General features: G+C 35.8%; 12 protein-coding genes and 1 tRNA gene. 9 read left to right on the top strand and 4 right to left on the bottom strand.

Features of this window, described 5'->3' with window-relative positions; genetic code table 11:
- A partial coding sequence (locus Q1553_RS02325; RefSeq protein ID WP_300842727.1) for an RluA family pseudouridine synthase occupies positions 1 to 1,099 on the bottom strand: 1,099 nt, incomplete at its 3' end.
- A gap of 79 nt (positions 1,100 to 1,178) precedes the next feature.
- On the opposite strand from Q1553_RS02325, the gene Q1553_RS02320 reads away from it, so the two are divergent.
- From Q1553_RS02320 to Q1553_RS02285, 8 genes are all read left to right on the top strand, one after another.
- Positions 1,179 to 2,306 (top strand): FtsW/RodA/SpoVE family cell cycle protein, encoded by a 1,128-nt coding sequence (locus Q1553_RS02320; RefSeq protein WP_115550730.1) that lies wholly within the window; start codon positions 1,179 to 1,181, stop codon positions 2,304 to 2,306.
- Positions 2,284 to 2,360: transfer RNA gene (locus tag Q1553_RS02315), tRNA-Ile, on the top strand. The genes Q1553_RS02320 and Q1553_RS02315 overlap by 23 nt, the downstream gene beginning before the upstream one ends.
- 32 nt (positions 2,361 to 2,392) lie before the next feature.
- A complete protein-coding gene (locus Q1553_RS02310; protein WP_115550729.1) occupies positions 2,393 to 2,620 on the top strand; it encodes a heavy metal-associated domain-containing protein in 228 nt (75 codons plus the stop codon).
- Between the two features lie 9 nt (positions 2,621 to 2,629).
- Positions 2,630 to 3,472, top strand: a complete 843-nt coding sequence (locus Q1553_RS02305) for a TerB family tellurite resistance protein (RefSeq protein ID WP_115550728.1) — start codon at positions 2,630 to 2,632, stop codon at positions 3,470 to 3,472.
- A 9-nt stretch (positions 3,473 to 3,481) separates the two neighbouring features.
- Positions 3,482 to 5,488 (top strand): invasion protein CiaB, encoded by a 2,007-nt coding sequence (gene ciaB, locus Q1553_RS02300; protein ID WP_300842726.1) that lies wholly within the window; start codon positions 3,482 to 3,484, stop codon positions 5,486 to 5,488.
- A 9-nt stretch (positions 5,489 to 5,497) separates the two neighbouring features.
- Entirely contained in the window at positions 5,498 to 6,328 is an 831-nt protein-coding gene (locus Q1553_RS02295) for a CheR family methyltransferase (RefSeq protein ID WP_300842725.1), read from the top strand.
- Between the two features lies 1 nt (position 6,329).
- Positions 6,330 to 6,995, top strand: a complete 666-nt coding sequence (locus Q1553_RS02290; protein ID WP_115550725.1) for a CheB methylesterase domain-containing protein — start codon at positions 6,330 to 6,332, stop codon at positions 6,993 to 6,995.
- The gene (locus Q1553_RS02285) at positions 6,988 to 7,581 is read left to right on the top strand and encodes a YigZ family protein (RefSeq protein ID WP_297577856.1); all 594 of its coding nucleotides are present in this window, start codon (positions 6,988 to 6,990) and stop codon (positions 7,579 to 7,581) included. The genes Q1553_RS02290 and Q1553_RS02285 overlap by 8 nt, the downstream gene beginning before the upstream one ends.
- Positions 7,582 to 7,710: 129 nt before the next feature.
- Here the strand turns inward: Q1553_RS02285 and Q1553_RS02280 are convergent, their stop codons facing one another.
- Genes Q1553_RS02280 through typA form a run of 3 tightly spaced genes read right to left on the bottom strand, consistent with a single transcriptional unit; the run spans position 7,711 to position 13,283 of the window.
- A complete protein-coding gene (locus Q1553_RS02280; protein WP_115550723.1) occupies positions 7,711 to 9,099 on the bottom strand; it encodes a PhoH family protein in 1,389 nt (462 codons plus the stop codon).
- Positions 9,100 to 11,472, bottom strand: a complete 2,373-nt coding sequence (locus Q1553_RS02275) for a ribonucleoside-diphosphate reductase subunit alpha (protein WP_115550722.1) — start codon at positions 11,470 to 11,472, stop codon at positions 9,100 to 9,102.
- Positions 11,473 to 11,483: 11 nt separating this feature from the next.
- Positions 11,484 to 13,283, bottom strand: coding sequence for a translational GTPase TypA (gene typA / locus Q1553_RS02270; protein WP_115550721.1), 1,800 nt, complete (start codon positions 13,281 to 13,283; stop codon positions 11,484 to 11,486).
- A 131-nt stretch (positions 13,284 to 13,414) separates the two neighbouring features.
- Here typA and Q1553_RS02265 point away from each other — a divergent pair.
- Positions 13,415 to 13,952 (top strand): hypothetical protein (locus Q1553_RS02265; RefSeq protein ID WP_300842724.1); only part of this gene is annotated, 538 nt, incomplete at its 3' end.

Below are 13,952 nucleotides of genomic sequence, written 5' to 3'. Positions count from 1 at the left end.
TTTCAAGCGGAAAAAGTAGATTATTGGAGGAATCTTGATAGCTTTCTAAAGAAAAATAGGTTTTTAAAAAGTCTTGCATATCCTTAAAAAGCGGAGCATAAAAATGTAAAATTTTTCCATTTGTTGGGTGGTTTAAATAAAGTAAATGAGAGTGAAGCAAGATTCTATCTTCTAAAAATCCATTGAAATGGGAATCTCCTGAATAACCATAAAAGTAATCACCCAAAATATGGCGATTTAAACTACTCAAATGCGCACGAATTTGATGTGTGCGTCCGCTGAAAAGCTTTGCTCCGATGAGTTCATAATGCAATTTTTCATTTTGTGCGGAGGAAATTTTAAAAAACGCGGTTTTAGCAGATTTTGCATTAGGATTATTTTTGTTTGCCGTAGTGTATTTTAAACGATTTTTGGAATGTCGTATCAGTGGAGAATCTACCATTTGCGATTCTTTTAATGCTTGGTCAATGACACAAAGATAATAGCGTCCCATTTGACGTGATTGAAGCTGTGATTTTAGATGTTCGTGCGCGAAATTCGTCTTTGCAATTACGATTGCACCGCTTGTGCCTTTATCTAATCTATGCACAATGCCTGCGCGATAAGAATCCCCAAGATTAGAAAGCGAAAATTTTTTTTGTCTTAGCCAATCTACGAGCGTGTATTGTTCATCTTGCGCATTTGCACGATGAACGATTAATCCGGCAGGTTTATTCAAAATCAATAATTCTTCATCTTGGTAGAGAATTGGAATCTCAAAAGTTTGAGAATTTGCAGAATCGCTAAGAGGCTTGGCTATCTCTTGAAGAATAAGAATATCCTGTGCTTTTAAAAAGATTCCGAGTTTGTTAAGAGGAGAGCCATTGAGCAAGATTTGCTTGTTTGCACAAAGTTTTTCTACTTGTGAGCGCGAGATTTGTAGTGTTTTGGCGAGAAAAATATCTGCTCGGATTCCTATTTCATCGGCATTAGGAGTGAATGTTTGGTGGGAAATAAAATCCTGTTTTTGTTGGGGATTAGAATCCTTGCAAGCAGAATTTTGATTCAAAAAAACAGAGGAGGAATCATACGCAAAAGCAAGATGTAATTTTTTTTTCATTTTTTATACAATCTTTATTTAAAAATTATGTTAAAATTATCCTTAAAATTACCGCAATATTTATTTTTGGGATTGTCTTTTGTTTAAAATTAACCGCAAGATTCTAGCATATTTTGATTATACTTTGCCTTTATTGATTGCGCCAATTATTCTGCTGTCTTGGTTTTTGATTAACGAAAATAACGAATTTTTGGGTAGCAAAGTCTTAGTTTATGTGGGCGTAGGATTATTGATTTTTGTGGTGGTATTTTTGATTCCTATGCGTAGAATCCCGTGGTTTATTGTTGGTTTTTATTGTGTTAATGTCGCATTTTTGGTTCTAGTTGAGTTTTTTGGAGATACGCGTTTGGGCGCGCAAAGATGGCTTGAAATTCCTTTTATTCATTTTACTTTTCAACCTTCAGAGACGATGAAACCCGCATTAATTTTGATGATAGCTTATTATGTGGATAAAAAGCCACCTCCTAAAAATGGCTATAAGTTGTTAGATTTTTTGAAACTTTCTTTTTTGATTTTGTTGCCCTTTTTGTTAGTTTTAAAACAGCCTGATTTAGGAACAGCGCTTGTATTATTGTTGATGAGCTTTGGCGCATTGTTTTTAATTGGGGTAAATTATAAGATTTGGCTTACCTTAGCGATTGGTGTTTTATTTCTATCTCCTATTTTGTATGCGAATCTACACGATTATCAGAAAAAAAGAATCGTGGATTTCATATCCAAAGAGCCAGATTATCAAGTCAAACAAGCAATGATTGCCGTAGGTTCTGGAGGAATCTATGGAAAGGAAAAAGAAGAAGCCACACAGGCATTATATAGGTTTTTGCCTATTGCGACAAGTGATTTTATTTTTCCTTACTTTGTAGAAAGATTCGGTTTTGTAGGCGCAATTGGATTGTTTATTCTCTATGCTTCTTTGATTTTTCACATTTTTTCTATGAGTTATGAAAATGAAAAAGACTACTTTTTGAAAGTGATTTCTTATTGTATAGGCTTGTTGATTTTTATTTATTCGGGAGTGAATATTGCAATGACGATTGGGTTAGCACCTGTGGTTGGGATTCCATTGCCATTATTTAGTTATGGAGGCAGTAGTTTTATTACTTTTATGATTCTTTTTGCTGTATTAGAAAATTTACTTGCCTTTAGATATAAATTTGTGTATAATCATACCTCTTTTTCAAAAAGGGCCCTTAGCTCAGCTGGTTAGAGCACTCGGCTCATAACCGATTGGTCATAGGTTCAAGTCCTATAGGGCCCACCACACCACATCAATAACTTGAGGAAATTTAAATTATGGAAAAAATACAATGTCAAAATATCAAATGTCAAGGATGTGTTAAAAAAATCAATGAAGCACTTTTGCAAAAATATCCTTCCTTGCGCGTAGATATTGAAAGTCAAAGCGTAGAAGTAGAGGCAAATAATGATGGAATCACGGAGATTAAACATAAGCTTGCGGAATTGGGATTTTTGAATGAAAGTGGAATCCTAAATAAGCTTAAAGGATTTTTTACAAAATAGGGGTTGTGAATGGAGATTTTACTGCTTGTTACGATTGTCATTATTGCCATTGCAATGATTAATTTTAGAGATTATCTTAATCACCCACAAAAACGTCCTCAAATTAACAATGAAGAAAAGGATAGCGAATTAAGCGAATATCAAAATCCATACAAAAATCAAGAGCAAATCTCTAGTCTTAGCAGAGAGGAGAAGATTGCAAAAAGTGAATATGGCTTGATTGTTGCTCTTTTGTCTAAACTTGCTCAAAGTGATGGTAAAGTGTGTGAGCTAGAGCTAGAGCTTATGGAAAACACCATACAGGATATTGCAGACGCGTTGTGTTTGCAAAGCGCAATGAATCAAAAAGATGAAATTTTAGAAATTTTGCATAAAATTTTTGATTTTACCAATGAAAGTGTGGAATCCCTAACTAGAAGCTATGCAACACTTACCAAAGGACAATATAAAAGTCGCTTAAAATTGGTAGAATATTTGCTTGCTCTTGCCTATGCGGACGGTGAGCTAGGAAGTGAGGAACGCGAAATTATTTTAGATGTTGCGGCTTATTTGGAGATTGATAATGAGGATTTTAATACTCTTTATGATACCTTTGAAGAATTTTATGCCCAAAAACAAGTGGATTCTACTTTGCAAGAAGCTTATGCTACTTTAGGTGTAAGTGAAGAGGATAGTATGGAACATATTAAAAAAACTTATAAGAATCTCGTGCGCCAATTCCACCCAGATATTTTATATCACAAGGGTTTGGAGCAGTCTATTATGGAGGATTCCACCAAAAAATTACAATCTATTAATCAAGCATATCAAATCATCAAAAAACACAAAAAGGTGGAGAGTACAGCAGAGTGAGGAGTAAAAATGACAGAAGCGGATGTTTTGCACGATATTACAAAAATTTATAAACGCATAGAAGCACAAAATAAGCAGACGAATGCACTTTATGAATCTATCAAAACAGATAAAGTTCCACATTTTTTGGAAAGTATTTTTGTGCAGATTCCACACAATCGTGAGTCTCTACTTGCTTGTTTAGACCGCGTAATAGCATTGCAAGAGGCTCCTCTGATGAATGTCTTGCAAAAGCTTGAAATGCAAGAAGAACAAATCATCAGCTTAAGAATGCAGCTTTTAAAAATCACTTGTAATTTTCATATGGAAAAACATCAATTATTGTTAGAATATATCACAAAGGAGAGGCTTTTAAGTCCATTTTTGCGGGCATTAATTCAAGCAGTGCATAAGATAGGCTTATGCTTTAATGGATTTTTTATAGCTTGGCAGAGGGATTTGATTTTAGGAATCAATCGTGAATTAAATCAAAAATACAATAAAGATTTACAAAAAATCTTAGAAGTTTTAAAGCCTAGTATGGAGGTTTCCTCCACTTCTACACTCTCTTTAAAAAATATTTTAAGTCAAGAAACTTTAAACGATCTTCCAATACAAAAAGATACATTAGTCAATGAAAATGAAATAGGAGATAGAAGCTACTCTGTGCCCGTGCTTAAGGATTCTATCTATCAAGCCGTGGCGTATGCAGATTTTTTTCAAGAAGAGTTTGAGGAATTAAAAAAGGCTTTTAATGCAGGGATTGAATCTTTGGAAAAAACCCCAGAAGTTTTACCGAAATTAGAGCAAAAAAATGCGCATTTGCATTATTTAAAAACCTTAAAATCCGCTTTAATGCAAACAAATACGAACCGTTTGTTGGAATCTTGGAGACTTGTGGATAAGGCTTGGATGGCGATTTCTACTCCTTTGCAGATTGGACATCCTTTAGAATATTATGAAGACCATTTTAGAAAGGCTGTTGCCCCTGAATGGGATTTGCGTATTGCTAGAATTTACGAAGGAATTGATTTGCTTAATCCTCAAGAAGAGCAGGATTGTAAAATTTCCAAAGAATCTATGTTAAAATTTTATCAATTTTACAGCTCTAAAGCCCCCCATACCGAATATAAAAAAGAAATTAATTCGTGTGTAGAGGAATCTTTGCTTAAAACGCAAAGTTATGGTGGGCTACCCGCACTTTTTTATGGAGCAGAACTAAATGGGCTTTTTAGTGCGCAAGTCGTGCCAAATGACGAAAAAGTTAGCAAAAAATATGGCAAAAAGATTTTTTATTTTCCCGATAGAGTGCGCGAATTATCTATGGCTAAGCCTTTTATGCTTCTATCTTCTAAGACTTTTCCGCAAGACTTTTTAGATTTTAATAGAGAGTTATTGTTTTTCAAAAAAGAAAATTGGTATAAAGTGTATGAGATTGCAACGATTGGGCACGAGTTTGGGCATATTTTATGGGTAAGTTCAGATAGTGAATTAAAAATGAACGCAAGTGGGCAATTTAAAAACATAGAAGAATTTAAGGCAACAATGGGCGGGCTTGCCTATTATTTTTTATCCCCCAATCAACCCTTGCTAAAAGAGCTTATTTTTAATACCATTGCGCGTGCGGTAGGTTTGATTGCGTGGATGAAAGAAGATGAAGTATTGCCTTATTATTGCGAGGGTTTAATCCATTTGGAAGTTTTATTTGGCGCAGGAGTTTTGCATTATAAAGGTGATTTTGAAACAACGGCATTAGAGATTAAAGTCAATGAAACCACAATGCAAGCCTTAAAAAAGCAATATTTGAATGTTTATAATCAGTTGATTGTAACTTATTTAAACAAGCAAGATGCAAAAGTTTTTTTGGATAATTATGCCCTAAAAGATTCTGAAGGAAATTATAAGCCTATAAAATCAGAAATAAGAGCTTTTGTAGAAGATTATTATCAACAATACCAAAATATTGGGCAAGTAACCGATACTTTGACTTCACAAAAATGGCAAGAAGCCTATAAAAAACAGCATAATTTAAACTAAAGAGGAAGAATGTCTGTCAATATTAACAACAGCGATATTAATAAGGCGCGAGAAATTATCTATAAAGTCGCAGGAATTTACTTGCCGACTAGCAAAGATTCTACTATTAAAAATCGTTTGGATATACTAAAACGCAAATTTAATATTCAGGATTTTGATAGTTTTTTTCATCAAGTCACGCATGGGCATTTTAAACAGGAATTTGTCAATGCTTTTACGACAAATAAAACAGATTTCTTTCGCGAGGGATTCCATTTTGAGGATATGTTAGATAGAATCTTGCCACATAGATTAAAGGAAAATGAGCCAGTAAAAGTTTATTGTTCGGCTAGTTCTACGGGTGAAGAACCTTATTCTATCGCAACAACTTTACTTTATGCAAAAGAAATTTATTGCTCTAGCACTCCTGTGAGTGTTCTTGCGACTGATATTGATACTTCGGTGTTGGATTTTGCCAAAAAGGGTAAATATATCGTAAATACCAAGTTGAATCCTTTGCCTACTTGGGTAGATTTAAAAGATTATTTTGATATAAAACACAAAAACGACCACGAGCTTTTTATGGACGCAAAGTCAAATTTGAAAAATATTTTGACTTTCAAACAGCAGAATCTTTATGATTCAAGGTATCCTTTTGGGATAAAAGAATTTGATATTATTTTCTGTCGCAATGTGCTGATTTATTTCAAGGTTTCAGACCAAGAACAGATTTTGAGTCAAATATTCTCTCATCTGAAAATTGGTGGGACGCTATATCTTGGGCATTCAGAAAATATTTTAAATCTTGCTCCTAAGGTGGATCGCTTAGGAAAAAATATCTTTGTAAAAGTGATGGATTAGCTTGACAGATATAAATAAAAAATATCATCCAGATTTATTGTTGAAATCTGACCCCTATAAAGGAGATGGCAAAAAGTTGATTGCCATTGGTGCAAGCACAGGGGGAGTAGATGCGATTGCAAAGATTTTACAAACCCTACCACGCAATTTACCTCCCATTGTGATTACGCAACACATTCCGGGTAACTTTTCTACTTCTTTTGCTCAAAGGCTTAATAGAATCTCCGAGCTAGATGTTTATGAAGTGCGCGAAAAAGTTATTTTGAAAGATTCTTGTGTCTATTTGGCAGCGGGTGGCTTGCATATGGTTTTGAAGAGGATACGCAATGATTATTATGCCGAACCTCAAGAGGGGATTCGTATTTCTCGTCATTGTCCAAGTGTAGATGTGATGTTTCGCAGTGTAAATAATGTTGCAGGTAAAAATGTTCTTGCGATTATTATGACGGGTATGGGAGACGATGGAAGCATAGGAATCAAAGAGCTTTATAATAATGGAGCTTATACGATTGCGCAAGATGAAGCAAGCTGTGTTGTTTTTGGTATGCCCAAACAAGCTATTGCGAAGGGGGCAATTTGTGAGATTGTTGGTTTGGATTCTATCGGAAATAAAATTGTGAGTTTTGCAGGAGGGAATCTCAAACGCATAATAAATGAGAATGACTAGCCTATATTATCCTTTAAAGATTGTAGAATCTAGTTTTGAAGTGAAAGGTTCAGAGTTTCTTTCTTATTTGGTTTCCATCAAACATTTCACAGAATTTGTTGCGCAAATGCGTATAAAACACCCCAAAGCCGTGCATTTTGTAACTTCCTCACGCAAGTTTAATCCACAGAGACAAATTGAGGAGAGTTTTAGTGATGATGGAGAGCCTAAAGGCACTTCAGGCATGCCTACTTTAAAGGTTTTGCGTGGATATGATTTAATAGAATGCGGTTTGTTGGTGGTGCGCTATTTTGGAGGCACATTGCTCGGCACAGGCGGACTTGTAAGGGCTTACACACAAGCCACAAAAGATGTAATAGAAAAGGCAAAAGAGCAGGGGGCATTGCAGCTTTATATTCCTCAAGAATCCCTTGTGATAAAGATTCCTTTCAGTGCATTTTCTAAAGCGGAATATTGGATTAAAAAACTTGAGATTCAGATTGTGCAAAAAGAATTTTTGCAAGAGGGTGTGCAGTTGGAGCTAGAGGCTAATTTGGAGAATTTGCAAGCTTTTTTGGGCAAGATAGAATCCCGCAAGAGCGAATAGCTTTTACTGCGGTTTTGTCGTGAGTTTTTGTATGCAAGGTGTTCGCAAGTTTGGGCAAGTTGCCAATGTGCGCCAAGAAGTTTTGAGATTTTCTGCAATGACAAATGATAGAATCGCAGTTACGATATTCTAGAAATTTTCTTCAAACCAACTAGCAATCTCACTGCGAATAGTTTGGTGCAAAACAATGCCTGCAAGAAAATCGTCCTGCTTTGCTTTTTTTAGCAAGCTAATAAGTCCATTGCGATATTTGCTAAGATAAGGGTGGTCAATCTGCATAGGGTCGCCTAAAAAGACAATCCTAGAATCTTCCGCCATTCTTGTCCCAATTAGCTTAATGGTTGCATTAGAGGCATTTTGCGCCTCATCAAAAATGACAAATTTTTTGGCAATGCTCACCCCGCGTGCGTGGGCAATGTCTAGCACTTCAATGTTGTGTTTGTTTAAGAAATATTCTGTGGCTTCTTGACTTTGTATGCTGTTTGCTTCTCCGCGATATTCAATGCGTTTGGCAAGAGATTCCTTTTGCATTTTGGTAATCATAAAGTTAATTGCACTAAAAAGAGGATACATAAAATAATGAAGTTTTTGATTTTCATCACCTTTGCGGAATCCAAGTTCCGCCTCTTTATCGTTTGCGGTGATAGTATTGCGCAGATAAACGATTCCATTGACGACGCCCTTTTTTAGTAAATGTAATCCTGCCTGCAAAGCAATGAGTGTTTTGCCACTTCCTGTCGCGCCGCTACAAATTGTGATTCTGTTTTTGGGGTGCGTTAGAAGCGTGTAAAGAAATTTTTGCTCCAAGTTAATTGGATTAATATAGAGTTTATCCTCTTCTAAACGCGCATCAAAATCCAAAGGATAAAAGCTATTGTCTAGTTTAATGCCATAATGTTTTCTACCTGTGAGGTAGAGGCTATTTTCGGTGTTGTCTTGTTCGGAAATCTCAATCAAACTCCAATTTTTGAGTGCAGCAAATGCCGCATTGTGCTCAAGATTTTCTTTAATATTGCTTTTGTGGATTTGAAAATGATTCAAAAACTCAATGGCTTGGGGATTCTCTATTCTGTCTCTTAAAAGAGATTGTGAAGAAAGATTAAGTGAAAGCGCATAGACTTTGAGGGAGATATCGTTTGTAAGTAGCACAAAATGATAATCTTTGGCAATCTCCAAAATACGCGCGTCGTTTAATCCATAGTCTTGAAATTTGGTTTTATAATTGGGTCTATGAATCATTTGTAATGGGATTTTTTGATGATGAATCGTAAAATAAAATGTGTGGATTTTATCGTTTTCCATAGGATTAAATGAAGAAGTGGAAGCAAAATCCCCTAGATTCCTAAAAAATTCTCGTGCAAAGAATCCTGTCTCATTACTTAAATCTTTCTTTTTGTCCAATTCACTTAAGGTAACATCACAGATGAAGATTGCATTTTCTCCATTTTGGTGGAGGAAAAAGAGATTCTCCACATCATCTAAAATAATTGAAGTATCAATTAGATAAGATTTTTTCACTTATTGGCAACCCTCACATTCAATGCTGCGGTCTATCGCGTCTGTGTTGCTTTCTGCTTCAATGCTTTGAGAGCGTAAATAATAAGTGGATTTCAAGCCTAATTTCCACGCTAACATATAAATTTCATTCAAATATTTACCGCTTGCAAGATTTAAAGCCATAAAAATATTTGTGCTTTGTCCTTGGTCAATCCATTTTTGACGAATCGCAGCGGCTTTGATAAGTAAGCGTTGGTCAATCTCATACGCAGAGATGTAATAATTCCAATTATCTAAGCTTAAATTTGGGGCAACAACAGGAATCAAACCGCTTAGGTTTTCCTCAAACCATTTACGCTTATAGATTGGCTCAATCGTTTGTGTTGTGCCAACAAGAATAGAAATAGAGCTTGTCGGGGCAATCGCCATTAAATAGCCATTGCGAATCCCTTTGGTTTTGACTTCTTCGCGCAAAATATCCCAATCATAAACGAATCCAAAAAGCCCTCCGCGGTCAATAAGTTTTTTTGCTTCATTATTTGCCTTGTCAATTGGAAAGATTCCTTTAGACCATTCTGAACCAATAAATTCGCTATAAACTCCCTTTTCTTGCGCAAGATGACAACTTGCTTGGATTGCATTGTAGCTTATCATTTCCATTATTTCATCAATTTTTGCCAAGTGTTGGTCGCTTCCCCATTCAATGCGTGCTTCTGCTAGCATTTGTGCTTCCCCCATTACACCTAAACCAATCGCGCGATTGTTGAGATTTGTTACCTTGACTTTACGATTGGGGCAGAAATTTAAATCAATTACATTGTCTAGCATTCTAATTGCAATAGGAACAACGCGTTCAATATCTTCTTTGGTGTGAATCTTAGAAAGATTGACAGAGGCGAGGTTACACACCGCAGTTTTGCCATCGCTAGATTCTCTTTGCGCAATGAAAACCTTTTTGCCTCTAATGCTGTCAATGGAAGTAATTTTGTTGGAGGGTTTTTTGATGCCACAATCTGTAATGACTTCTTGATATTCAGAGAAATCCTCAATCGTTCCATCTTCATATTCTACACGGATAAAACATTCATTGGGTTCAGTATTTTGAAAAATCTCTGTGCAGAGATTGGAGCTACGAATGATTCCTGTATGTGAGTTTGGATTTGCATAATTTGCATTATCTTTAAAACACAAGAAAGGAGAACCAACTTCAAAATAATTTGTGAGGATTTTTTTCCATAAATCCTTTGCTTTAATCGTTTCTTTAGGGATATTTGGGTCTTGTTCATATTGAATATAGCGCGCTTCAAACGCTTTGCCATAAAGGTTGGTTAAATCTGAACAAGTGAGTGAATCAAAGAGATTCCATAAGCCGTCCTCTTGCACTCTTTTCATAAACAAGTCGGGAATCCAAAGTGCTGGGAATAAATCGTGTGTTCTACGTCTTTCTTCCCCGCTATTTTTCTTAATATCCACAAAATCAAAAATATCACTATGCCATGGCTCTAAATAAACAGAAATTGCACCTTTTCTTGTGCCTAACTGATCTACTGCAATGGCAATGTCATTCGTGATTTTCAAAAAAGGAATCACTCCACCCGCTGCATTTCTATGCCCATCAATAAAGCTTCCAAGCCCACGAATTTTGGAGAAATCCCAACCGATTCCACCGCCATATTTGCTCAAAAGTGCCATTTCTTTATAGGAATCAAAAATTCCTTCAATATTGTCTGGCGTGCTTCCAATATAGCAAGAGCTTAGTTGATGACGAGGAGTTCTAGCATTTGAAAGTGTAGGGGTGGCTGCCATAACTTCAAATTTAGAAAGCAAATCATAAAATTGTTCTGCCCAAAAATTTGGGTCTTGTTCATTTTGGGCTAAAAACATAGCAATTCCCATAAACATATGTTGTGGTAATTCAATGGGATTGCCTTTTTTGTCTTTTAGTAAATATCTATCATAAAGCGTTTTTATGCCTAAATAATTAAATTGCAGGTCTCTGTTTGTGTCAATTTTTTTATTTAATCGTTCCAAATCAAATTTTTCTTTCATTCCTTTGACAATGCGATTCTCATTTTCTCCTAGTTCTAGGTATTCGCGCAAGGTTTTATAGCCATTAAAGCCATTAATGCGGTGGTATAAATCATAAAGAAAGAGCCTTGCTGCAACAAAACTCCAATTAGGACAATCAATGTCAATTTTATCTACAGCGGTTTTAATCAGTGTTTGCTGAATCTCTTGTGTAGTGATTTTGTCGCGAAATTGCAACTTCGCATCAACTTCTAATTCACTTTGAGAAACGCCTTCTAGCCCTACAACGGAATCACGCGTGTATTTTTGGATTTTGGTTACATCTAGTGGTTCAATGCGTCCATTTCTTTTGATAACAGTTAGCATAGATTCTCCTCTTATTTACTTTTTCTTTTTCTTTGTGTCGGGTCTAATATTTTTTTGCGGATTCTAATGTTTTTGGGAGTAACTTCCAAAATCTCATCTTCTTCAATCCATTCTAATGCTCTCTCTAGGTTTAAATCTCTTGGTGGTGTGAGTTTAATCGCCTCATCACTGCCACTTGCGCGCATATTAGTTAAATGCTTTGCCTTGATGGGATTCACATCTAAATCGTTTTCTCGGCTATGTTCGCCAATTATCATACCAATATAAACTTTAGTTTGTGGTGGGATAAATAAAACTCCTCTTTCTTGGATATTTCCTAGCGAAAAGGGTGTTGCTTCACCATTTTCCATTGAGATAAGCGCACCATTGCCTCTTGTTTCTACGCTTCCACTAAAGGGGCGAAATTCTAAAAAACTATTATTCATCACACCTTCCCCTTTTGTATCGGTTAAAAATTCGCTCCTATAGCCAATTAACCCACGCGCTGGAATCTCAAATTCTAGTCGTGTATAACCTTCTCCCATAGGATTCATTGCCTTTAGTTCCGCCCTTCTGCGTCCTAATTTTTCAATCACGCTGCCGGCATAATCTTGAGGTGTATCAATAACTAAGGATTCAAAAGGTTCGCATTTTTCCCCATCAATTTCTTTGACGATGACTTCGGGGCGCGAAATACTAAACTCATAATCTTCTCGGCGCAAATTCTCGGCTAGAATCGTGATTTGCAATTCTCCACGTCCATTGACTTTGAATTTTCCTTCGCCTAGCTCCTCAATTTTCATTGCAATGTTTGTTTGCATTTCTTTTTCTAGCCGTTCTTTTAATTTGTTTGCCGTTACATGTTTGCCCTCTAATCCTGCAAAAGGAGAATCATTGACTGCAAAATTTACACTCATTGTCGGCTCTTCTAAGTGCATAGGGTCAAGTGGAATCGGATTGTTGATATCCACAATGGAATCTCCAACATTAATAGAATGGAATCCTGCAAGGGCGATAATGTCTCCCGCTTTGGCTTCTTCAATTTCCGTTCTAGCCAAGCCATAGAACCCAATTAGTTTAGTGATTTTACCTGTTACTTTTTCTCCATTGCTTTTTGCAAGCATTACATTTTCGCCTTTTCTAATCTTGCCATTGAAGATTCTAGCGATTCCAATTTTACCCACATAGTTATCATAATCAAGGGTAAAGATTTGAATTTGTAGAGGATTTGTACTTTCTCCGCTTGGCAGAGGCACATATTCTAAAATCGCATCAAAAAGCGGTTCTAGGTTTTTCTTCTCATCTTCTAATTCTTTTATTGCGTATCCTTCGCGCGCAGCGGCATAAACTACTGGAAAATCTAATTGCTCTTCATTTGCTCCCATTGCCGAAAACAAATCAAACACTTCGTCAATCACGCGGTCAGGTTGTGCGGCGGGTTTGTCAATCTTATTGACAACCACAATGGGTCGGATTCCAAGCGCAAGTGCCTTTTTGACGACAAATTTTGTCTGTGGCATTACTCCCTCTTGTGCATCTACAAGTAATAGCACGCCATCAACCATTTTCAAGACGCGTTCTACTTCTCCTCCAAAATCAGCATGTCCGGGAGTGTCAATAATATTGATTTTTGTTCCTTTATAATTAATTGCAGTATTTTTCGATAGAATCGTGATTCCTCTTTCTTTTTCAATCTCATTACTATCCATTACACGTTCATCTATTTGTTCGTGGTTTGCAAAAGTTCCAGACTGCCTAAGTAGTCCATCTACTAGGGTAGTTTTTCCGTGGTCTACGTGCGCAATCACCGCAATATTTCTGATTTCTTGCATTGTTTTCCTTAAGATTAAAATTAGGTGTGGATTCTAACTAAAACAATCTAAAAAAATAATCAAAAATCTTTGGAATGGCTTTTGCTTATACTCTAGTAATTAAATCTAAATTCTTAGAGAAAGGCGCGTCTATGCTTCCTTTAATAGATATTGAACAAGTCAATCAAAAAAGTGTCATCAAAACTTCAAATGCCCAAAATGTAAGCGAAAGTGAAGGCGGGGGATTTGCCGAAATTTTCAATTTTCTAAGTATGGATAAAAATTCTAAAAAATCAGAGACTAAATCCAAAAAAACTTCTCAAAATTCTCTAGAGATTCCACAAGAGCTTAATAAATTTTCTAAAAATAGTAGCCAACAAAGCAATATTTTGAAGAGTTTAGATGAAAAATACAATCTTTCTAAAAAATTTGTAGAATCGCAAAAGACGGAATCACGGAATAAAAATGTAAAAATAAATATCTCAAATAATACAAAGGATACTTTGCCTACAAAGACAACTTTAAAAAGCGCGAGGGATTTGTTGGAATTTTCAAAAACTCAAACTCAAGAGGTAAAAACTCTAAAAGATTTGAATAAGGTTGCGGAGGATTTAAAGTTAAATATCCAAAAAATTAACTTGCAAAAGGACAACACTAATCAAGAGATAAAATTTAAAGGTGTGCCTAAGC

It is taken from the genome of Helicobacter sp. UBA3407 (assembly GCF_949747025.1).
Classification (GTDB): Bacteria; Campylobacterota; Campylobacteria; order Campylobacterales; family Helicobacteraceae; genus Helicobacter_D; species Helicobacter_D ganmani.
The sequence above is the reverse complement of the archived record's forward strand: the minus strand, read 5'-3'. Positions and strand labels throughout refer to the sequence as shown.

What these genes read in the sequence shown, in the direction of transcription:
- Q1553_RS02310 (WP_115550729.1), top strand. Translation starts at nt 2,393, where the DNA reads ATGGAAAAAATACAATGTCAAAATATCAAATGTCAAGGATGTGTTAAA.
- Q1553_RS02305 (WP_115550728.1), top strand. Translation starts at nt 2,630, where the DNA reads ATGGAGATTTTACTGCTTGTTACGATTGTCATTATTGCCATTGCAATG.
- ciaB (WP_300842726.1), top strand. Translation starts at nt 3,482, where the DNA reads ATGACAGAAGCGGATGTTTTGCACGATATTACAAAAATTTATAAACGC.
- Q1553_RS02295 (WP_300842725.1), top strand. Translation starts at nt 5,498, where the DNA reads ATGTCTGTCAATATTAACAACAGCGATATTAATAAGGCGCGAGAAATT.
- Q1553_RS02285 (WP_297577856.1), top strand. Translation starts at nt 6,988, where the DNA reads ATGACTAGCCTATATTATCCTTTAAAGATTGTAGAATCTAGTTTTGAA.
- Q1553_RS02275 (WP_115550722.1), bottom strand. Translation starts at nt 11,472, where the DNA reads ATGCTAACTGTTATCAAAAGAAATGGACGCATTGAACCACTAGATGTA.
- typA (WP_115550721.1), bottom strand. Translation starts at nt 13,283, where the DNA reads ATGCAAGAAATCAGAAATATTGCGGTGATTGCGCACGTAGACCACGGA.